The organism is Pseudomonas jessenii, assembly GCF_002236115.1.
Classification (GTDB): Bacteria; Pseudomonadota; Gammaproteobacteria; order Pseudomonadales; family Pseudomonadaceae; genus Aquipseudomonas; species Aquipseudomonas jessenii.
Genome location: NZ_NIWT01000001.1, coordinates 182254 through 202560, shown reverse-complemented (window position 1 = coordinate 202560; position 20307 = coordinate 182254). Strand labels below are relative to the sequence as shown.

The 20307-nt window shown below is 58.7% G+C and carries 19 protein-coding genes, 1 tRNA gene and 1 pseudogene; 10 read left to right on the top strand and 11 right to left on the bottom strand.

Features of this window, described 5'->3' with window-relative positions:
• Positions 1-130: 130 nt before the first annotated feature.
• The 6 genes from PSJE_RS00930 to PSJE_RS00900 all read right to left on the bottom strand — a co-directional run bounded on the left by PSJE_RS00930 (position 131) and on the right by PSJE_RS00900 (position 6289).
• A complete protein-coding gene (locus PSJE_RS00930) occupies positions 131-376 on the bottom strand; it encodes a 4Fe-4S dicluster domain-containing protein (RefSeq protein ID WP_008050632.1) in 246 nt (81 codons plus the stop codon).
• A gap of 24 nt (positions 377-400) precedes the next feature.
• Positions 401-2131, bottom strand: a complete 1731-nt coding sequence (locus PSJE_RS00925) for a fumarate reductase/succinate dehydrogenase flavoprotein subunit (protein WP_090455697.1) — start codon at positions 2129-2131, stop codon at positions 401-403.
• The gene (locus PSJE_RS00920) at positions 2128-2880 is read right to left on the bottom strand and encodes a GntR family transcriptional regulator (protein WP_090455699.1); all 753 of its coding nucleotides are present in this window, start codon (positions 2878-2880) and stop codon (positions 2128-2130) included. Before PSJE_RS00920 ends, PSJE_RS00925 begins: the two co-directional genes overlap by 4 nt.
• A 231-nt stretch (positions 2881-3111) precedes the next feature.
• Positions 3112-4095 carry a Gfo/Idh/MocA family protein gene (locus PSJE_RS00915; protein ID WP_090455701.1) on the bottom strand — a complete coding sequence of 328 codons (984 nt, stop codon included), beginning with the start codon at positions 4093-4095 and terminating at the stop codon, positions 3112-3114.
• A 16-nt stretch (positions 4096-4111) separates the two neighbouring features.
• The gene (locus tag PSJE_RS00910) at positions 4112-4999 is read right to left on the bottom strand and encodes a Dyp-type peroxidase (protein WP_090455703.1); all 888 of its coding nucleotides are present in this window, start codon (positions 4997-4999) and stop codon (positions 4112-4114) included.
• A 249-nt stretch (positions 5000-5248) separates the two neighbouring features.
• Positions 5249-6289 carry an AraC family transcriptional regulator gene (locus tag PSJE_RS00900; protein ID WP_090455707.1) on the bottom strand — a complete coding sequence of 347 codons (1041 nt, stop codon included), beginning with the start codon at positions 6287-6289 and terminating at the stop codon, positions 5249-5251.
• 208 nt (positions 6290-6497) lie between these two features.
• Between PSJE_RS00900 and PSJE_RS00895 the strand changes: the two genes are divergently transcribed.
• Positions 6498-7442 carry a SphA family protein gene (locus tag PSJE_RS00895; protein ID WP_090455709.1) on the top strand — a complete coding sequence of 315 codons (945 nt, stop codon included), beginning with the start codon at positions 6498-6500 and terminating at the stop codon, positions 7440-7442.
• A gap of 125 nt (positions 7443-7567) precedes the next feature.
• Here the strand turns inward: PSJE_RS00895 and PSJE_RS00890 are convergent, their stop codons facing one another.
• The 3 genes from PSJE_RS00890 to PSJE_RS00880 all read right to left on the bottom strand — a co-directional run bounded on the left by PSJE_RS00890 (position 7568) and on the right by PSJE_RS00880 (position 10654).
• Positions 7568-8776, bottom strand: a complete 1209-nt coding sequence (locus PSJE_RS00890; RefSeq protein WP_167362894.1) for a DSD1 family PLP-dependent enzyme — start codon at positions 8774-8776, stop codon at positions 7568-7570.
• A gap of 74 nt (positions 8777-8850) precedes the next feature.
• Positions 8851-10245, bottom strand: a complete 1395-nt coding sequence (locus PSJE_RS00885) for a D-arabinono-1,4-lactone oxidase (protein ID WP_090455713.1) — start codon at positions 10243-10245, stop codon at positions 8851-8853.
• A 22-nt stretch (positions 10246-10267) separates the two neighbouring features.
• Positions 10268-10654, bottom strand: coding sequence for a c-type cytochrome (locus PSJE_RS00880; protein ID WP_224795458.1), 387 nt, complete (start codon positions 10652-10654; stop codon positions 10268-10270).
• A 263-nt stretch (positions 10655-10917) separates the two neighbouring features.
• On the opposite strand from PSJE_RS00880, the gene PSJE_RS00875 reads away from it, so the two are divergent.
• Positions 10918-12543, top strand: coding sequence for an NADP-dependent glyceraldehyde-3-phosphate dehydrogenase (locus PSJE_RS00875; RefSeq protein WP_090455715.1), 1626 nt, complete (start codon positions 10918-10920; stop codon positions 12541-12543).
• Positions 12544-12590: 47 nt separating this feature from the next.
• Positions 12591-13607, top strand: coding sequence for an FUSC family protein (locus PSJE_RS00870; protein ID WP_191622261.1), 1017 nt, complete (start codon positions 12591-12593; stop codon positions 13605-13607).
• Between the two features lie 16 nt (positions 13608-13623).
• Here the strand turns inward: PSJE_RS00870 and PSJE_RS00865 are convergent, their stop codons facing one another.
• The gene (locus PSJE_RS00865; RefSeq protein ID WP_056724342.1) at positions 13624-14517 is read right to left on the bottom strand and encodes a DMT family transporter; all 894 of its coding nucleotides are present in this window, start codon (positions 14515-14517) and stop codon (positions 13624-13626) included.
• Positions 14518-14653: 136 nt separating this feature from the next.
• Here PSJE_RS00865 and PSJE_RS00860 point away from each other — a divergent pair, with 136 nt between their 5' ends.
• Entirely contained in the window at positions 14654-15091 is a 438-nt protein-coding gene (locus tag PSJE_RS00860) for an Lrp/AsnC family transcriptional regulator (protein ID WP_090455719.1), read from the top strand.
• 56 nt (positions 15092-15147) lie between these two features.
• The gene (locus PSJE_RS00855; protein ID WP_090455721.1) at positions 15148-15477 is read left to right on the top strand and encodes a YceK/YidQ family lipoprotein; all 330 of its coding nucleotides are present in this window, start codon (positions 15148-15150) and stop codon (positions 15475-15477) included.
• A 60-nt stretch (positions 15478-15537) separates the two neighbouring features.
• Here the strand turns inward: PSJE_RS00855 and PSJE_RS00850 are convergent, their stop codons facing one another.
• Positions 15538-16209, bottom strand: coding sequence for a Bax inhibitor-1/YccA family protein (locus PSJE_RS00850; RefSeq protein ID WP_057714309.1), 672 nt, complete (start codon positions 16207-16209; stop codon positions 15538-15540).
• A 254-nt stretch (positions 16210-16463) separates the two neighbouring features.
• Between PSJE_RS00850 and PSJE_RS00840 the strand changes: the two genes are divergently transcribed.
• The 5 genes and pseudogenes from PSJE_RS00840 to PSJE_RS00820 all read left to right on the top strand — a co-directional run bounded on the left by PSJE_RS00840 (position 16464) and on the right by PSJE_RS00820 (position 20208).
• Positions 16464-16554: transfer RNA gene (locus PSJE_RS00840), tRNA-Ser, on the top strand.
• Positions 16555-16880: 326 nt separating this feature from the next.
• On the top strand, positions 16881-17360 hold the full coding sequence (locus PSJE_RS00835; protein WP_090455722.1) for a hypothetical protein: 480 nt from the start codon (positions 16881-16883) through the stop codon (positions 17358-17360).
• 773 nt (positions 17361-18133) lie between these two features.
• On the top strand, positions 18134-19066 hold the full coding sequence (locus tag PSJE_RS00825) for a DUF6216 family protein (protein ID WP_425320316.1): 933 nt from the start codon (positions 18134-18136) through the stop codon (positions 19064-19066).
• A pseudogene (locus tag PSJE_RS30145) lies at positions 19020-19215 on the top strand (IS66 family transposase); the annotation flags it as partial. The gene PSJE_RS00825 and the pseudogene PSJE_RS30145, both read left to right, overlap by 47 nt.
• 105 nt (positions 19216-19320) lie before the next feature.
• Positions 19321-20208 (top strand): TIR domain-containing protein, encoded by an 888-nt coding sequence (locus tag PSJE_RS00820; protein ID WP_090455728.1) that lies wholly within the window; start codon positions 19321-19323, stop codon positions 20206-20208.
• Positions 20209-20307 lie beyond the last annotated feature (99 nt).

The following is a 20307-nucleotide window of genomic DNA, read 5'->3' as shown; positions in this document are numbered from 1 at the left end:
AGGCGTCCGGTGGTGCCGGATGGCGTTTTGGGTTGTTCGAGCTGGCCTCATCGCGAGCAAGCTCGCTCCCACAGGTTTTTCTGGTGTATGCAGGACTTGCGACTGGCCTCGATCCCACAGGGACAGTATTTCAGCGCAGCAGGTACGGGATTTCGACTTTCACCGCACCCGTCGGACAGTCCTTTTCACAGGGCATGCAGTACCAGCATTCGTCGAACGCCATGTAGGCCTTTTGCGTGGCCGGGTTGATCGCCAGCAGGTCCATCGGGCAGACGTCGACGCACACGGTGCAGCCTTTGTGGGCGATGCATTTGTCCTCGTCGACGGTGACGGGGGCGTTGGAACGGAAGAAAATTTCCTGGGCTTGATAGGCCATTTCACGGTCTCTCTTGAGTGATGCTCAGGCGGCATCCGCGCCGACCCGCAGCCGGTCGTAGGCCTGCATCTCGTCGGCATCGAGCGGGATGATGTAAGGCTCGACGGCTTTCTTGAAACTGCTCATCAAACCGTTTTCGTCTTTCTTCAGGTGGCAATGGCAGAACCAGTCGCGGTCGTTGCGTTGCGGGTGATCGACGCGATGGTGGTAAAGCCCCCAGCGGCTTTCGGCGCGGAACAATGAAGCGCGGGCGGCCATTTCGGCGCAGTCGCGGATCATGCTGACTTCCATGGCGCGCATCAGCTCGTGGGCGTTGTGCGCCTTGATCTGGTCGAGATCGCGCTGGATGTCGCTGAAGCGCTGCAGGCCGATCTGCATCTTCCTGGTCACTTTCGGCGGTTGCAGGTAGTCGTTGACCAAGCGCCGCAGCTTGTATTCGACCTGGGCTGGCGGCAGGCCGTGCTCACGCTCCAGCGGTGCGTAGACCCGTTGTTTTTCGGTTTCGATCTGCCGGGCATCCAGCGCTGAAAACTCGCGCCCGGCGACAAAATCCGCTGCGTTGTGGCCAGCGAACCACCCATAGGTAAACGCACCGAGCATGTAGTTGTGCGGCACCGCAGCCATGTCTCCCGCCGAGTACAAGCCCTTGACCGAGGTCTCGGCCTTCTCGTTGACCCACACCCCCGACGCCGAATGCCCGCTGCAAAAACCGATTTCCGAGATGTGCATCTCGACCATCTGCGTGCGGTAGTCGGTGCCGCGATTGGCGTGGAACTGGCCGCGACTCGGACGCTCGTTGCTGTGCAGGATCTCTTCGATGTTCTGGATGGTTTCCTCGGCCAGATGATCGAGCTTGAGGAACACCGGGCCATTGCCGCTTTCCAGTTCCTGATGGAACTCCCACATCATCTGCCCGCTCCAGTAGTCGCACTCGATGAAGCGTTCGCCCTTGTTGTTGGCGGTGTAGCCGCCCAAGGGGCCGGTGACGTAGGCGCAGGCCGGGCCGTTGTAATCCTTGATCAGCGGGTTGATCTGGAAGCATTCCAGGTTCGCCAGTTCGGCCCCGGCGTGGTAGGCCATTGAGTAGCCGTCGCCGGCATTGGTCGGGTTTTCGTAGGTGCCCATGAGGTAGCCCGAAGACGGCAACCCCAGGCGTCCGGCGGCACCGCAAGCGAGGATCACCGCCTTGGCCTTGATCACGTGGAAGTCCGCCGTGCGGCAGTCGAAGCCCATCACGCCGTTGACCGCGCCCTCTTCATCTGTCAGCAATCGGGTGCAGACCAGGCGATTGGTGATACTCACCCGCGCGCGCTTCAACTGCCGATAGAGGACTTTCTTGATGTCGTGCCCTTCCGGCATCGGCAACACATAAGCGCCCATGTGGTGGACCTTTTTCACCGCGTAGTCGCCGGTTTCGTCCTTCTCGAATTTCACGCCCCAGCGGTCCAGTTGTTCGATCGTTTCGAAACTGTGGGTGGCATAGGCGTACACCGCGGCCTGGTTGACGATGCCGTCGTTGGCGATGGTGATTTCCTTGGTGTACTGCTCCGGTGTCGAGTGGCCGGGAATGATCGCGTTGTTCAGGCCGTCCATGCCCATGCTGATCGCGCCGCTGCGCTTGACGTTGGCCTTGTCGATCAACAACACCCGCAGGTCGCGGTTGCGTTCCTTGGCCTTGATCGCCGCCATGGGGCCGGCGGTGCCGCCGCCGATCACGACGATGTCGTATTCCTGCTCCAATGTGCTTCGGGTCATGCCTGATCCCCTTTTTCCCGGTCGATCCGCAGGCGGTACTGGAAGGCATCGCCACGGTAGTAAAGGTGTTCGAAGTCCAGCGGCCGACCGTCGACATCGTGGGTCAGGCGTTCGATGTGCATGATCGGCGAGCCAGGTTCAACGTTCAGCGCGTGGGTCAGGTCGCTGTCGGCCAGTACCGCATCGATGGCCAGGTCGGCGTGCCCCAGGGTCAAGCCGCAGTCGTTTTCCAGGATCAGGAAAATATCGCGGGTGACCAGGTCGGCTTTTTCCAGGCGCTCGCCAATAGCCTTGGGCAGGTAAGTGATTTCCAGGGAAACCGGCTCGCGATTGATCAGGCGCACACGTTTGATCTGCGCCACGACCTCGCCTTCGGCGACCTGCAAACGCTCGGCCACGAGCTTGTCGGCGGCAATGAATTTGAAGCTGCGCAGGCGGTTGATCACCTCATAGCCGCGATCGGTCATGGACTCGGCCAGGCCTTGCAGGGTGCTGACGTTCTGGAAAGTTTTCGGCTTGGCGACGAAAGTGCCCTTGCCGTGGATCTTGAAGATCAGCCCTTCCTTTTGCAGGTCGCCCAAAGCCTGACGCACGGTGATGCGGCTGACCTTGAACAACGCGCCAAGCTCGCTTTCTGAAGGCATCTGGCTGTCTTGCGGGTATTCGCCGTCGAGGATGCGGGCGCGCAGAACATCTCGCAGCTGGGTGTGCAACGGGACGCTGCTCAGGGATAGAACGTTATCGGTCATGGCAGATCACTTGTTATAACGAGTTATGACGTGATCTTAGATAAGTTATGACAGGGTTGAGAAATACCGAATGCGCATAAGGTTAGATGCACAACGCAATCCAAAACTGTAGGAGCGAGCCTGCTCGCGATAAACCCGAGAACGCCGTGGGGTGTCAGGCTTCCAGCGTTATCGTTGACGACCATCGCGAGCAGGCTCGCTCCTACAGGGGATTGTGTGTGATCTGAGAAATCAGTGCCGCTTGAGAATCTGGTCCATCACCCAATCGGTCTTCAGCGCCTGCTCGGCCACGGCGGGGTGCTGCGCCTCGCCACGAATATGCGCATTCATGCCCAATACGTGGTGCCACTGAATGTGTGCGTGATGCTCGATGGTCAGGCTGAGGTGCTCGCCAGCGTGCAGCTCGTCGGCGTGCAGTTCGACCGGGTGTTCATCGAACACTGAAAAGGTGATCCGGCCTTTGCTGCCAATCACTTCGACCCGGTCTTCGCGACGGTCTGCAACGAAGTTCCAGCAGCCCATCCCCAGTGCCCCGCTGGCAAACCGCCAAGTGGCGCTGACGGCATCTTCGGCCGCGTACAAACCAGCCTGCCGCGCAGTGAATCCGGCGACTTCGACGATATCGCCGAGAAGGTACTGAAACAGGTCCAGGCCATGGCTGGCAAGATCGGCGAAGTAACCTCCACCGGCAATTGCCGGGTCGGTGCGCCAGTTATCGGTGCCGCTCCGGTCCGCTGCCGACGGGGCTTTGGTGAGGGTCCAGCTCAGGTGCCGGACCTCGCCGATCCGCCCCTCTTCCAGCCATTGCCGCACTTGCCGGAAGCGTGGCAGCGAACGTCGGTAATAGGACACGAACAGGTGCAACCCGGCATCGGCAAACACCTGCTGCATTTCACGGCTTTGCCCGGCATTCAGCGCCATCGGTTTTTCCACGCAGCAATGCTTGCCGGCCGCAGCCACCTGCAAAGCATAGGCGTGATGGCTGTCGGGCGGCGTGGCGATGTACACCGCGTCGACCTCGGGATCGTTGATCAGCGCCTGCGCATCGGTGTAGACCCGAGCGATGCCGTGGCGCGTGGCGTAGTCAGTGACGGCTTCCAGGCGCCGGCCCATCACCGCGACCAACGCCGATCCGGGCGCCTTGTAGAAGGCCGGCCCGCTTTTGCGTTCAGCGACACAGCCACAACCGATCATGCCCCAGCGCACCAGGTTCATAGGTACTCCTTGCGGCTCAGCCGACGCGCAATGCGCGCAGGTCCAGTCGACCGTCCTTGAGCGGCGGGCACCAGTAGTAGCCACCGGTGATCGGACGGCTGATGCGGTACAGACCGTCGGTGATGCCGTCTTCCAGGCCACTCATGCGGCGCAGTTGGGCTTCGAAGGCGTCGAGGGAAAAACCAAAGGCCAGGAACATCAGGCCGGCACGGTCACCTTCGATCCACGGCATCGAGCGGCGTACCACGAAGGCTTCAGGCGCAAAGCTTTCCTGGGCGGTGCGTTTGACGTGGGCGGAAACCGGCGCGTCGTCGATCTCTTCGTTATCGCTCAAGCGGCGACCCATGATGTTGTCTTTTTCATCCGCCGACAGCCCATGGAAACCTTTCAAGTCATGCTGCCACTGCTGGATCGCGGCGAAGCTGCCACCCACCGTGCCGTCCGCGCCCTCACCCACCAGGGCGGCGGTCACGGCGGCTGCGTCGTGGGGGTTCTCGGTGCCATCTTCGTAGCCGGTCAGGTCATGGCCGGTCATGTGGCGGAAGGTTTCGTTCATCTGCACCAGGCGCAACGCCGGGGCCAGTGCCGCCGAGATGGCGTTGCTGCGGTTGAGCAATTCGCCACGGTCTTCACCGTGCAGCCAGCACCAGAGCGCGTGTTGGGTCGACGGATTGTCGACGCCGACGCCAGTCAGTGCCGGGAAAGTGCGCAGGCCTTCGATCTGCCCATCCAGCGCCTTGACCAGGGACTCGCCGAAGCCGACGACAGCCGATTTCCCGTCCACCAGTTGCATCAAGTTGTCGAGCGCGGCCGGCAGTGCCGCAACGGATTCGAGGGCGAAGAACATATGGCGAGCTTGAGGCGGAACGGGGGTGGCGAGAATGCCCGGCTGGTAATGACTCATATGAACTCCTTGAAAAAGAGCATGGAGTTTAACCGGAGTACGAGGGTTTGTGTGCCGTCAGAGGCCAGGAACCTGTGGCAAAGGGGGCTTGTGTGGCGAGCGGTTTCTGTGGCGAGGGGGCTTGCCCCCGTTGGAGCGCGTAGCGCTCCCCTACATTTTCAGTCATACCGAGTCGCCAGGTTTTGGGGCTGCTTCGCAACCCAACGGGGGCAAGCCCCCTCGCCACACAAGCCCCCTCGCCACAAAAGATCAAACCACGCTGGGGCTTTCGTTGCGGAACGCACTCGGGCTCTTGCCGGTCCAGCGCCTGAAAGCCCGGCGAAAGCTGCGCACGTCGCTGTAGCCGACTTCCTCGGTGATGCGTTCGATGGACATGTCCGGGTTGGCCAGCAGGCTCATGGTGCGGGCCTGGCGCACTTGTTCCAGCAGCGTTTCGAACGTCAGCGCATGCTCGGTGAGGCGGCGGCGCAAGGTGCGGCTGCTCATGTTCAGGTCGCCGGCGATTTTCTCGATGTGGCTGCCCTCGGTCAGGTCCCGGGCAATCGCCCGTTCCACCGCCTGGATCAAATCCATTTTCCGGTGCACCTGCGCGGCTTCCAGTTCGAGCAGTTTCACGGCCTGGCGCAGGGCCAGGGAATGGTGATTGGGCAACTGAACGCCCAACCAATGCGCATCGATCACCATGCGGTTTTGCAGGCAGCCGAAACGCACGTCCGGCCCCAGCAGGCGCGAATATTCGCTGAGATAGTCTGGCGCGGCATGCACGAACTCAACGGCCGTCGGCTTGAAATCCGCCCCGACCAGCGCCCGGCCGTACACCAGCAGGCTGGCGAAAAACTCCTCGACCGCGAACAACTGCACGTCGGCGAACGGCAAGCGGCATTCAACGTCGACAAACACCCGATCACCCGCCTCCTCCACGCTCGACACGACAATGCTGCCGGACGTGTGTTGATGGCGAATGCCCAGCTCAAAGGCATCGCGCAAGGTCTTACACAGCGACAATACATGGCCCAACAACCCCAGCGTACCGAGCACATTCTGCGCGCCGACCCACAAGCCCAGCCCCTGATTGGGCAGGACTTTGAGCGCGCGCTGAATCATGGCCACGGCCTGGCGATAGGAAATGCGCTGTGCCGGGTCCTGAAGGTCTTCAAAGTCAAATCCCAACCCTCGGCACAGGCTCTCGGGGTGGATGCCTTTTTGCTCGGCGACTTCGGCCAGGGTGTGCAGGAGAAACGGCGACACCAGCGCCAGTTCAAAGGTGGGATCGATCACTTTCATTTGCATGGGGCTATACATTCCGGGGCGAGCTGCATTCTTATTTTTGTAACCAGTTATGTCGAAGGAAGTTAGCACAGGGCTCAAAGACTGTCCGCAGAAGTCCCCCTAAATGGCCGCCAATACCCTGCCTTGCAGGGCACAGACAGCTTATTTCTATGTGGCGGCCCTCGTATGGATGCCGGACAGCCCGACAACAATAATAATGAGTACACCCATGATCCCGACCCGCACGACACTCCCCCTGACGGCCATTGGCCTGGCCGGCGTCTGCGCCCTGCAACCGGCACTGGCCACCGAGACTGGCGTGGACAACATCGGCACCGGCACCGACGGTTTTTTCATGTTGCCGCTTTCGCCCGACAGCCTTCCGGACAACATGGTTGCGTTCAACCTCTACTACAACCACTACAAAGCCACGAAGCTCAATATCAGCTCGCTCGGCGGCAAGGTGCCGAACGTCGAGATCGAGTCCACGGCGGTCATTCCGCGCCTGGATTACCTCAGCCCGGTGCGAGTGTTTGGCGGCCGGCTGGCCGGCTACATCGCGCAGCCCTGGCTCAAGCAGGAAGTCTCGGTGTTCGGCTTGCAGGACACCCGCGAAGGCATGGGCGACACCACGGTCGCGCCGATCATCCTCTGGGACATGGGCCCGAACCTGACCCTCGGCGCCGCCATCGAAATCACCGTGCCGACCGGCGAGTACAGCGTTGACCGCCTGGCCAACACCAGCAACAACTTCTACACCTACAAACCGTTGTTCTCCTTCACCTGGCTGCCGACGGACAGAACCGAGGTGTCGATGAAGACCACCTACAGTTTCAACGAGAAAAACAAGGACACCGACTACAAGTCGGGGCAGATTTTCCACTTCGATTATTCCGCCAGTTTCAAGATCACCGACGACCTGATGCTCGGGTTGAACGGCTACTACCTCAAGCAAACCACCGACGACAAACAGTTCGGCCACACCGTGCAGTTCAATGGCCAGGACGTGAACGACGGGGTGCGCGGCCAGGTGTTTGCCATTGGTCCAGCGCTGCACTGGACCTTTCTCGAATACGCCAGCGCGGAGATTCGCTGGGCCAAGGAGTTCGACGTGGAAAACCGGCCTGAAGGGGAAATGCTTTGGGCCAAGGTCAGCATTCCGTATGCGTTTTGACTGAACTGACGCCATCGCGAGCAAGCTCGCTCCCACAGGGGGGGATGCATTCCAACTGGGAAATGCATTCCAAATTGTGGGAGCGAGCTTGCTCGCGATGACGGCGGAACAAACACTGAAAAACTTCAGGAATACACCGGCCAGCTATCCACAATCCGCCCACCCCGAACCGCCAGCAAATCCCCGAACTGCAACAACACCGACTCCGTCTGGGCAGGCCGCAAGAACACCTGGTCCTCCACCGTCAGCCCCGCCGCCGCCGAACCATTGACCATTTCCTGGTTCGAGCTGCGGCCATACACGCCATTGCTCTGCAACCCCGCTGGCGATTCGAACTCCGCCATCCAGTTACCGCCATAGATGAAATACGTCTCGCGCTGATTGGTGTCCCACCAGGAAAACAGCCTGGACTTGCCATCCAGCGCCGGGATGTTTACAGCCCCGGTGCTTTTCAGCACCGGCGTGGCGATAAAAGCGGCGGGCACATGCTCCGCCAGTGACGGCAAATCATAATGAGTGGGCTTGAGCAGCCCCGTCCCCACCGACACTTCGCTGCTGAGCTGTTCGTGTTCATGCATGCGATAGCTCGGGCTGCCGGCCGTATTGAGGGTCAACCCTTCGCGCCACAGACCGGGGTAGTGCTGACGGGTGAAATCGACGAAGCGGTTGTAGATCACCATCACCTTGGCGAACAGCTCCTCGGGCGAGCCCAGGATCCCCGGCACGCCCATGCCCACGAACGGGTCGTAACCCATGTACCCGGCGAATTCCAGGTGCTGCGGGTGCTGGCTGATCAGCGCCAGCATCTGCCCGAGTACGCCAAGGTCACTGACGCCACCGCGATGCAGCCCGACATCCAGTTCGATGTTCACCCGTACTCGCGTGCCCAGCCCTTGAGCCAGGGCGAGGTATTGCTGCAAGCGTTGCGGCGTATCGAGTAACCATTGCAATTGCTTCGAAGGGTCGAAAGGTCCCTTGTGCGACTGATAGAACAACTCGGCCGAACGCACCGGCAGCGGCTTGCCCAGCAGAATATCGGCCTCGGCAAACTGCACCGCGTCATGATTGAGAAACGGTTGGTGAAACGACATCAGCCGTTGCGTACCGGCGCGCTGGGCGATGTAGGCCAGAAGCCCCGGTGCCGGCAGTGATTTTTCCACCAGGCGCAGGTGCTTGCCGGCGCGCTTGACCGATTGCATCACCACATCGATGTTGTGATCCAGCCGATCAAGGTCGATCAGCATCACCGGTCGCATCGGGCCGTGGTCCTTGAGTTCGCGGTTCAGCGCAAGGAAGTAATCGCTGTACGGCGCGCCTCGGTCACCCGGCCGCAGCCACGCCCCGACACCCACCAACAAGGCGCCGACACCGGCGGTGCCGAGCAAGAAATTGCGGCGATTGACGGCCATCAGCTCACCCCCAGAATGGATGACAAGTGCGCGTTGAGAAATTTGCCGCTGGGGTCGAGCGCCTGCCGCACCTGGATGAATTCCTGCCAGCGCGGGTACAGCGGCTGCAGGTTTTTCGCATTCAGCGTGTGCAACTTGCCCCAGTGCGGCCGGCCGTTGTACTTCCAGAAAATCGGCTCGATGGCGGCGAAGAAGTTGTGATGATCCATCTGGTAATGCTGGTGGACCGAGATCGAACAGCTGTCGCGACCTTCGAACATGCTCAGGGGAATGTCGTCGGCCTTGACGTAACGGTACTCGATCGGAAACCAGGTGCGCAGGTCCTTGTCCTGGATCAGTTTGAGGATCTCGCGCAAACAGGCTGGGCCGTATTCGGCTGGCACGGAGTATTCCATTTCATTGAAACGTACCGTGCGCACGTTGGCATAGATGTCGAACGAGTCACCCACCCGGTCATCGAAACTGGCCAGGTGGCGCAAGTTATTGAGCATCGTGCGACGCAGGTCCGGGAAGTCGCTGACGTATTTGTCGATCTTCTCGATCAGCGTGACAAACTCGTTGCCGCCCTCCTCATCCGCCGGGACCGGTGGTGTCGCCGGGTCGCCGGTTTCGTTCAAGGCGATCGACAAGGCGTAGTCGGAATGGGTCACCACGAGCATTTCCCAGTGCTGGTTTTCCCGGGTGTTCTTGTCCAGGTCTTCCAGCAGCTCTTCGGTTTTAGCGATCCATTGGCGCTCCCGCAATCGATACGCCGGGCGGTTTTGCAGGCGTACCCTGGTGGCCACGCCCAACGCGCCCAAGGACACCCTCGCGGCACTGAACACTTCAGGATGGCGGCTGGCATCGCAGTCCAGCACGTCGCCGTTGGCGGCCACCAACTGCAAGCCGCAGACATGCGCCGAATACGATTGAAAGTCTTTGCCGGTGCCGTGGGTCGAGGTCGAGATCGCGCCGGCAAGGGTCTGGTAATCGATGTCAGCCATGTTTTGCAGGGCCTGGCCGATGTCCTTGAGCGGCGTGCCCATACGTGACATCGGCGTGCCAGCAGCGAACTCGGCCTGCAGCGTTTGCCGATCGTGATCGAGCAAACCCGTGAAATAGCTCAGCGACAGCAAGGTGCCGTCGGTGGGCACCAGCGCACTGAAGGAATGCGCCGAGCCCACCGGACGAATCTTGCCGGGGGCCTGGCGCACCACTTGCGTCAACTCATCCAGGTTCTTGGGCGCCAACCGCACAGCCGGCAGGCAACTCTGGCCACCCGACCAGTTGCGCCAGGGAATCAGGCGTGGCGCGCGCAGCAGCTCGGCCAGTGCCGACGTTGAGCCGAGCGCGGTAAAGGCGCCAATGACGCTCGCCCGTTGCAACAACTGACGCCGTGTCAGGTCCATCGTCATGAATCGCACCCTGCCGTTCTTGTTATTGGATTTGCTGGCCGGACATAAAGGCAATCAGCGCCAGGAACTGTTCTTGCGAACACTGCATGCACATCCCCATCGGCGGCATGCCGTTGTAACCGTTGATCGCGTGATCGAGCAGCGTGTCGGCGCCCTGTAATACCCGTGGTTGCCAGGCCTTGATATCGCCGGTCAGCGGCGCCCCGGCCGCCGGATTGGCATGGCAAAGCTTGCAGCTGTTGTCGTAGACCTGCGCGAGTTCCGCGTCGGCGGGCCTCGCGGCACCTGCTTCGCTGCGGGTCGACGGGTTGTTCGGTTCTTTGCCGCACCCTGCAAGCAACGCCGCAAAGACACAGCCCACCAAGGCCAAACAAAGGCTAGGCTTTTCAGTTAATCGGCTTGCCCGCATGGCTGTCCTCTCAATGGCTGCCCGGCCAGCCGGGTGCACTTTTTTGTTGTGATCAAGGAGAGTCAACATTAAGGCACCCTGCGCGGGCAGGTTGAGGGCATTGGGGGCCAACAAGGGGCGCTTCTGAGGCCATGACGCTCGGCACCGATAAATCCCCGGACATCATGCTGTTCGGCAAAACCCTGAGATGAGTCATGACAAGCGTTGCTGAGGTCTGCTAAAACGATTCACCAGTGCATCAGCCAATCCAGAGGGGTAGCGACATGACCACAGCCAATAATCTCCAGAACCTGTTCCCAAGCCCCGCCGAGATCCCGGAAAAGTACCGCCTTGACGGCCAGACCGAGCAGCGCGAGTACCTGGTCGATGGCCAACTCAGAACCTGGAACGGGCCGCTGGCCCTGGTCCGCAGCCCGGTGTACCTGGCCGGCCCGAATGGCGATGAACAGGTGATCCTCGGCAGCACGCCGCTGCTGGATGCCGACACCGCCTTGACCGCTCTGGACGCAGCGGTCCGTGCCTACGACCGTGGCCAGGGCCTGTGGCCGACCATGCGCGTGGCCGAACGCATCCAGCACGTCGAAACCTTCCTCGGGCGCATGCGCGAGCAGCGCGACGCCGTGGTCAAGTTGCTGATGTGGGAAATCGGCAAGAACCTCAAGGACTCGGAAAAGGAGTTCGACCGCACCTGCGACTACATCGTCGACACCATCAACGCTCTGAAGGAGCTCGATCGCCGCTCCAGCCGTTTCGAACTGGAACAGGACACCCTCGGCCAGATCCGTCGCGTACCGATGGGCGTGGCCCTGTGCATGGGGCCTTACAACTATCCGTTGAACGAAACCTTCACCACGCTGATCCCGGCGCTGATCATGGGCAACACCGTGGTGTTCAAGCCGGCCAAGCTCGGCGTGCTGCTGATTCGCCCGCTGCTGGAGGCCTTCCGCGACAGCTTTCCGACCGGGGTGATCAACGTCATCTATGGCAGCGGCCGCGAGACGGTCAGCGCACTGATGGCCAGCGGCAAGATCGACATCTTTGCCTTCATCGGCACCAACAAGGCCGCCAGTGACCTGAAAAAACTCCATCCGAGACCCCACCGCTTGCGTGCGGCGCTGGGCCTGGATGCGAAAAATCCGGGCATCGTCCTGCCGGAAGTGGATCTGGACAACGCGGTCAGTGAAGCGGTGACCGGTTCGCTGTCATTCAATGGCCAGCGCTGCACCGCCCTGAAGATCCTGTTTGTCCACGAAGACGTGGTCGAGTCCTTCATCGACAAATTCAATGCCAGGCTCGCCAACCTCAAACCCGGCATGCCCTGGGAAAGTGGCGTAGCCCTGACACCGCTGCCGGAATCGGGCAAGGTCGACTATCTGCATGCACTGGTGGCGGATGCCGAAAGCAAAGGCGCCAAGGTAGTCAACCCCAACGGTGGCGAGGCTCGTGCGTCATTCTTCTACCCGGCGGTGCTGTACCCGGTCACGCCGCAGATGCGGGTTTATCAGGAAGAACAGTTCGGTCCCGTCATCCCCATCGTGCCCTACCGTCATCTGGATACCGTGATCGACTACGTGCTGGAGTCGGACTTTGGCCAGCAATTGAGCATCTTCGGCACCAACCCGGTGGCGGTTGGCCGGTTGGTGGACACCTTCGCCAATCAGGTCGGGCGCATCAACCTCAATGCCCAGTGCCAGCGCGGCCCGGACACCTATCCCTTCAATGGTCGCAAGAACTCGGCCGAAGGCACCTTGTCGGTCCATGACGCACTGCGGGTGTTTTCGATCCGCACCCTGGTGGCGACCAAGTTCCAGGAGACCAACAAGGACCTGATCAGCGAGATCATCAGCGGCCGCAGTTCGAGCTTCCTGACCACCGACTACATCTTCTGAGGAGAGCCAGCCTGAGTACATCCAGGGCCCATCGACTGCCACCACTGCTGCGCCGATTGCTGCGTCCGTTGCTGGACCCGTACCGGCGCTACCGCCATGCCCGGGTGATCCATGCGGTGCGGGTGTCGCTCGGGTTGCTGGCGACGATCCTGCTGACCACCGGCATCCATCTGCCCCACGGTGAGTGGGCGTCGGTAACCATGCTGGTGGTGATAGGCGGCTTGCAGCACCACGGCAACATCGGCAAGAAAGCCGCCGAGCGCGCCATTGGCACCTTGATCGGCGCCGGTGTCGGCCTGGTGTTGGTGGCACAACAGGCCTGGCTGGGGATGCCCTGGCTGACCTATTTCGCGATGTCGGTGGTCTGCGGGTTTTTCTCGTATCACGCCATCGGCAAGGGTGGTTACACGGCGCTGCTGTCGGCGATTACCGTGTTCATCGTCGCGGGGCACGGCGACAATCCGGTCACCGATGGCTTGTGGCGCGGGGTGGATATCCTGATCGGCATTGCCCTGGCCCTGGCGTTTTCCTTTGCCCTGCCGCTGTACGCGGTTTACTCCTGGCGCTACAACCTGGCCGATGCGCTGCGTGATTGCGCGAAAGTCTACGGGCGCATCATTGACGGCCAGGCCATCACCGCCGACGAACACCTCAAGCTCATGACTCGCCTGAACGCGGCGATGGTGCAACTTCGCTCACTGATGCCCTCGGTGTCCAAGGAAGTGAAGATTTCCATGACCGAACTCGATGCCCTTCAGCGCACCCTGGAAATCCTCGGCAATACCCGACCGGATGCCAATGACCTCGAGGCGATGTCGCTGATGCAAACGGCATTGAAAGCCGAGCATCGACAGATTCGCGTGCAATTGATCGGCATGGCCCGGGCGTTGAAATCAGGCGCCGCCCAGCGGCTCAATCGCCCCGTGGATGTGCCGCTTGTCAGCCTTGATGCGCCGGTCTACAACACGCTGGACGGGTATCGTTTGCTGACCCAACAACTGGCCGCCAACGTCGGGGAGATGCGCCAGCGCTTGGCCAAGAGCGCACCGCGCTGGAACATCTGACGCTCCTGGTTGGCACTCAAGGCGTCACCGTGCGCCGAAACTTCAGCGACCAGCCTTGTTGCATGCCGGCAGCGGCCAACAGAATCGCCGCGACTCCAATCCATTGCAGTGGCTCCAGGCGATGACCGAAGGCAAACCAGTCGACGAAAATCGCCGCGATCGGGTAGATGAAGGACAGCGCGCCCGTCAACGCCGTCGGCAGTTTTTGAATCGCGCCGTACAACAACACATACATCACGCCGGTGTGCACCATACCCAGCGTCACCAGGCTGGCCCACGCGCTTGGCGCCTGCGGCAGCACCGAAAGATTCGCGAAGGGCGCGAGCAACAGCACGCCTGTGCTGACCTGGATCAGCGCGATCAAATGCGGTGGAGTTCCAGTCAGGCGCTTGATGATCAACGCGGCAATTGCGTAGAGAAACGCCGCGCCCAACGCCAAGGCAATGCCCATCAGGTAATCGCTGCCGCTTTCGCCCTGGCTGCCATGGGCACTAACAATCGCCAACATCCCGAGAAACGAAACGCCCAGCCAGGTCAGTTTCTGCGCGGTGATCTTTTCGTTGAGGAACAACGCCGCCAGCCCGACCAGCATGAACGGCTGGACGTTATAGACGGCGGTGCCGATGGCAATTGACGCCCGGGAATAGGACGCGAACAACAGCACCCAGTTGCCGACGATCGCCACACCGCTGAGCACTGCGAGCAGGAACGTGGTGCGGGTCAGAATGCCGGGGCGCAGAAAGCCGAAAGCCGCGCAAATGAGCAGCAAGGTGCCAGCACCGAACAGGCAGCGCCAGAACACCACATCCAGCACCGGTTGCCCGGACACCAGCACGAACCAGCCGATGGTGCCGGAGATCAGCATGGCGGCCGTCATTTCGAACGAACCGCGGCGTAGGGTTTTGTCCATCATCAGACTCCTGTGTTTGTGGCCAAAGTATGCCAATGCACCCAGGGGCTACTCCAGAGCAAAAAGCAGGCTAAACTCGGGATCTGCCTTTTTTATCAAGGCCTTTTTGAAAAAATGCCTAACAGAGGGTTTCGCCATGACCGATGACATCGACCAGCTGCTGATCACCGCGCTGATGGAGGACTCGCGACGCTCGCTCAAGGCCCTGGCGCAAATCAGCGGCCTGTCTTCCCCCAGTGTTGCCGAGCGTCTGCGCCGCCTGGAAGAGCGAGGCGTACTCAAGGGCTACACCGTTGAAATCGACCCGAAAAGCTTCGGCTATCAACTCCAGGCCATCGTGCGTATTCGCCCGTTGCCGGGGCAATTGCAGGAAGTGGAGCGGCAAATCATGGCCATTCCCGAATTCACCGAGTGCGACAAGGTCACCGGCGACGACTGTTTCATCGCGCGCCTGCATGTGCGCTCGATGGAACAACTGGACACCCTGCTCGACCGACTCAACACCCACGCTGAAACCAATACGGCGATCGTCAAGAAAACCCCGGTCAAGCGCCGGTTGCCGCCCATGGCGTGAGTGATATTTGTTTCAGACTGAAGTAGATTGATGGTTTCCGGCGAAGGATTGACGGCATGAAAACTCAGGCAATGCTACTGGTGGCTACGATGCTGGCGGGTTGCGGCACGATTCAGACGGTTGTGCGCAGTGACGAAGTGGCCTCGAAAAGTCTCAAGGAACAAAAGAGTTACTGCGGCGCGGTACCGCGAATCTACAGCGGCGTGACCTACGACTTCTGCTACCTGAACGCGCCCCTCGAAGACGGCCGGGATGCGCAGGTACATGGTCCCGCCCCCGCTATCGTGCTGCTCGACGTGGTCGTGTCCGGGGCGATGGACACACTGCTGCTGCCCTACACCATCTACCGCCAGCAAGCCGACGGCAGCATCGTCATTACAGAGTAAGCCTGGATTTGTGGCAATAAAAAACCCGCCTGAGCGGGTTTTTTAGTTCAAGGCCGAGGATCAGTCATCGCGGCTCATGATGCCGAACAGCTGCAACAGGCTGACGAACAGGTTGTAGATCGATACATACAGGCTGATGGTGGCCATGATGTAGTTACGCTCGCCGCCATGAATGATGGCGCTGGTCTGGAACAGAATGCAGACCGAGGAGAACAGCACGAAACCTGCGCTGATCGCCAGTTGCAGGCCGCTGATCTGGAAGAACAGGCTCGCCAGCGTCGCACCCAGCAGCACGAAGAAGCCTGCCGTGATGAAACCGCCGAGGAAGCTCATGTCCTTGCGGGTAATCAGCACATATGCCGACAAACCGCCGAACACCAGCGCCGTCATCGCGAAAGCCGAGCTGACCACTTCAGCGCCGCCCTGCATACCCAGGTAACGGTTGAGGATCGGGCCAAGCAGGAAACCCATGAAACCGGTCAGGGCAAATGCCGACACCAGGCCCCAGGCCGAATCACGGAGTTTGTTGGTGAGGAAGAAAAGACCGTAGAAGCCGATCAGCACCACGAAAATGTTCGGGTAGCCAACATGCATCTGCTGGGCAACGTAGGCTGTCACACCGCTGAAAGCCAGGGTCAGGGCGAGCAAGCCGTATGTGTTGCGCAGGACGCGGCTAACCTCTAGCTGCTCAGCCTGCACGCTGTTATTAACTGCGTAATCCTGTTCGCGCATGGCGACACTCCTGTTGGTTTGAAACGTTCAGTCGCAAAGATCATAACAGACGCTCTGTAACAAGCTATGCAGAGAGTTTGACAGTGTGTTTCATTCAGGTATTATGGCGCCCGCAACGCAAACGGAGGTGTGGCCGAGTGGTTTAAGGCAACGGTCTTGAAAACCGTCGACTGTAACAGGTCCATGAGTTCTTATCTTAGGTACTCCCCAACTGCATACTTGCAGCGTTGTTTTCCCCCTAGCAACACCCCTTTGGAAGGTTGGCTGAGTGGTTTAAAGCACTGGTCTTGAAAACCAGCGTACGCTAATACCGTACCCAGGGTTCGAATCCCTGGCCTTCCACCACGAACCCTTATAAATCAAGGACTTAGAGAGATCTAAGTCCTTTTTTTATGCCTATTATCTCGCGCAAACGCGAGCCTTCCCGACGATCCCCTCAGCAACAGAAGCCAAGCTTCATAGTATGCAGTTGAGCCAGCTGCACTCTACTGCATACTACTGCATTCTTTGGCACTCAAAAAAAGCCAACTGCACACTTGAAGCACGTGATTGCCGTGGCACATTCGAAGCTGATAACCCACTGTTTAGACATAATTTTCATGACGCTTGGTTGCTCTCTGCGACCGCATGAGTTCTAGTACCCTTCCTACTTTTTGCCCCCAAAGCAGCACATGACTGACTCCCAGATCACACTCATTCCTGGCCAACCTGCCCGCCCATGGCCTCGCCCGAACCGCCCTCTGCCTTTCGCCTACTACGAAGATTACGAGGACTATCCGCCTGACGGATGGGAGCTCGATGACGTCGAATTCGTTTGGTGGACATTAGCGTCTCGAATGAGCAAGAAGGAGCTTCGGGCGAGCTTGGCAAAGGTGGTCAAGGAGAAGTACTTTCAACCCCACGACTGCTTTCGGTATGTCCCCATAGCGGACAGCAAAGGTCGTGGACGCTACCCACGCGGGGTAATGCTGATTCTGAAACAGATCCTGAAGCCTTATCGTGGAATGTTCGTGCATGATGAATACAACGCACTTCGCATTCAGCTAACGATATGGAACACGCTCACCCTCACAGTATTTGAGTGGTGTTCTGTCGAGTGGCTGCCTGAGCACCTGGTGGTTGCGAAGCTTGAGATGGATTTGGGTCTGTGACCAGGGATATCGATACACACCATTGCCTGATGAGGGCAATCCGGCCAGCTAGGGTTCGCCAAATCCGAGCGGGTTCTTTTTGACCTGCACCTTGGTGATTAGCTGTTCAACGCTTAGAAAACACACCGACGCCGAAGGCATTGATTTTGGTCAGAACTCGCAGTCAACGCCCAGGCGATCTTGAGTTTTAAAATAGACCTCTGTCTACGCGGGCAGATAGAGTTCTATTCGAGGGCTAGAACAGCTTGTAGGTTTTGCGCAAATTACGAGCTACTACTTTAGCCTGGCAGGTGATGGCGGCCGCTATAGCGCATGCCAGCGTGTAGGGAAGCGACTCCCAGAAGCCCAAATCCTGAATCACATGGACGGTAGCGCGCATGAGCGCCTGCGAGGATTGAACGGTTTGAAAGATAACGTAGGGAAACAACGTCCAGGCCACAATGCGTTTGGCCAGCCTCGTTTGGGTATGGCAAAAGAGCTATCGTAAGGTTTGCACAAAAAAATCCTCCAAGATGCGCAAAATTGCACCGCTCTATCGTCCGCCGCAGCGCGCTCCAGCGCACGCCAAAATACTGCCTGAAAATTCCGGATAATCAGTTGAATTTGTTCGGAGCTGACAATGGGTAAAGGTTGCCTGCATGAAGGGATTGGTTTGAACGAAACATCAGGTTTTATGACGAACCATTGACCAACAGCTAGACCCTCACCTGTTCATCCTCCTCAGTTTTACATGGCTATTCGGTTGCAGGCGCAAACGTCGAAGTTTTTACTGTGTGCCTTCCCAATTAACCGCCCTACCGACCGACTGGAGCCCTCAAATCTTGACCGAACAAACTTTTACAGCCGTGATGCATGTGCTGGACGTTCTCTATAAGCTCTGGCCCATAGCATGCGGCATTTTCGTCGTTGGCGCCGTCTGGTGGCGCACAAGATCGCTTTTCTTCATGGTTCACCAGCTTTTGAAGTGGCTGGGTCTTGAAGGCAAGTACACGAATGCGGACGACCAAAAGGTTGCCGACGATTATCTCGATCTGAACAAATTCAATCTGAAGACAGGATTTCACCTTCGCTCGGTCAAAGCCAAAGCGAAGTTGCATGACTGGATGCGAGAGCACAATTTGGAGTTCACGGAATTACGACGGGCTGGCGGGTACTTCAACGCCAACCAGTTGAGCTTTGACATTCCAGGTTTGTGGCGGTTATGCCTAGTCCGGGGTGCCTACGTGGTGATGGGGATTTTATTGCTCGCAATCGGCCAATTCGTGGATAAGGACGACTTTGCCCTCCTGCGGATTAATTTCACCGGCACCTGGTTTTGGGCCGGAAACAATGAAGCCCACAGCCCGACATTCGATCTCCCACACATGCTGCAGGGTAAGACTTGGCATCTCCAGCAAGCTGAATGTCGTTATACCGACGATCCTAAAATCGCGATCGACATGTGGGACAAGGATGCTATCTGTAATCTCGTATTGGGACTTAATGACGAATTCATCGCAGAGTCCATCGATAGCCAAATCAAAACAGCTCAGATTCTGAAAATCGGCAGCTGTGCATGCTTTTTCCTACTTGGGATTTTTGCTTTTCGCCTCGAACGGGCGAAAGAGTTACGTGCCCGATTGGGGGTTGAAATCTCCAGAGAAGCGCTGGCTGCTGGTGAACCACATTCAGAACTCGCTCCCCCGCCAGTTGACTCTCGGGCGTAAGAACTGGCTCTTTGCTGGATCACTGCGAAGTGACAAGCGCGCGACTGCAATTATGAGTTCGATCCAAACGGCTCGGGATAATGGTCACAACCCGGCAGTGGGCCAATGAGGTTGCGGAGCTGCTGCCGCACAAGTGGTGTCCGGCTTAGTCATGCAAGGCGGATTGGTCGAACGCTTATACTCAATGATTATCTGGAACTGATAGGCTAAAGCCGCAGATCGCCGACACGCTTCAGTTGACCACAGGAGGAAAAATGGTTACGGGACTCACCGCCCTGGAAGGGGAAGAATTTGCAGTAGGTCTCTCGTTCGCTGGCGAGCAGCGAAGCTATGTGCAAGAGGTTGCACTCAGTCTGCAAGCAAGGGGCGTGAAGGTTTTTTATGATTCATTTCACGAAGATGCCTTATGGGGATGCGATCTGATCGATACCTTGAACGACCTCTATTCCGAGCGCATGCAGCGAGTGGTTGTATTTGTGTCAAAGGAGTATGTTGAGAAGCCCTTCACGAACGTTGAACGTCGAGCTGCTCTCTCAAAAGCAATCACCCTTCGTACCAAGTACGTACTTCCTGTACGTTTCGATAACACCGCTCTTCCTGGCATGCCTACTAGCACCGGATACCTGCTAGCGTCCGAAAAAACGCCGGAGCAATTGGCGGTAGCCATCTGCAAGCAACTCGGCATGAGCCAGACCCTCAAATCGAACCAGGTCGCACCTCCTTGGTCTACTCCCGCTCAAGGAACTATCAGTTTTTGCCACGTTGATCACGACGGTCGTTACATGATCGGCAAGGATGAATGGACTTTTGAGATTTACGTCTACGGTGCTCACACCAACTGCATTCAGTTCCTCAATGACCCTCCAAGCATTCGTGGAGTTGCGCTTGCCGATCATGTAGCACAGATAGGTGAGCTAGGTGATGCAAGCAGCCTAGTATTCAGTTCCAGATCAAGGATCGCATATGAGGGGCAGTCAGTGGTGCTCGTCAATACAAACGGATTCTATGCTGCGATAAAGGTTGTAGATGTGATGGCCAAGTACGGCGGCGACAAGGAAGATATCGTTACGCTAGATTATGTCATTCTCAAAGAAGGTGGCAGTGACTTCTCGAAAATGACAAGCCAAGCGCCGCAAGATTGATAGCCCCCCTTACCTGCTGAAAATCCAGTTTCAACATTACTCAGCTGCAACGATAGGCCAGCTATGCCTTATCGTTGCAGCTCTCGTCGAAGTGTAGGC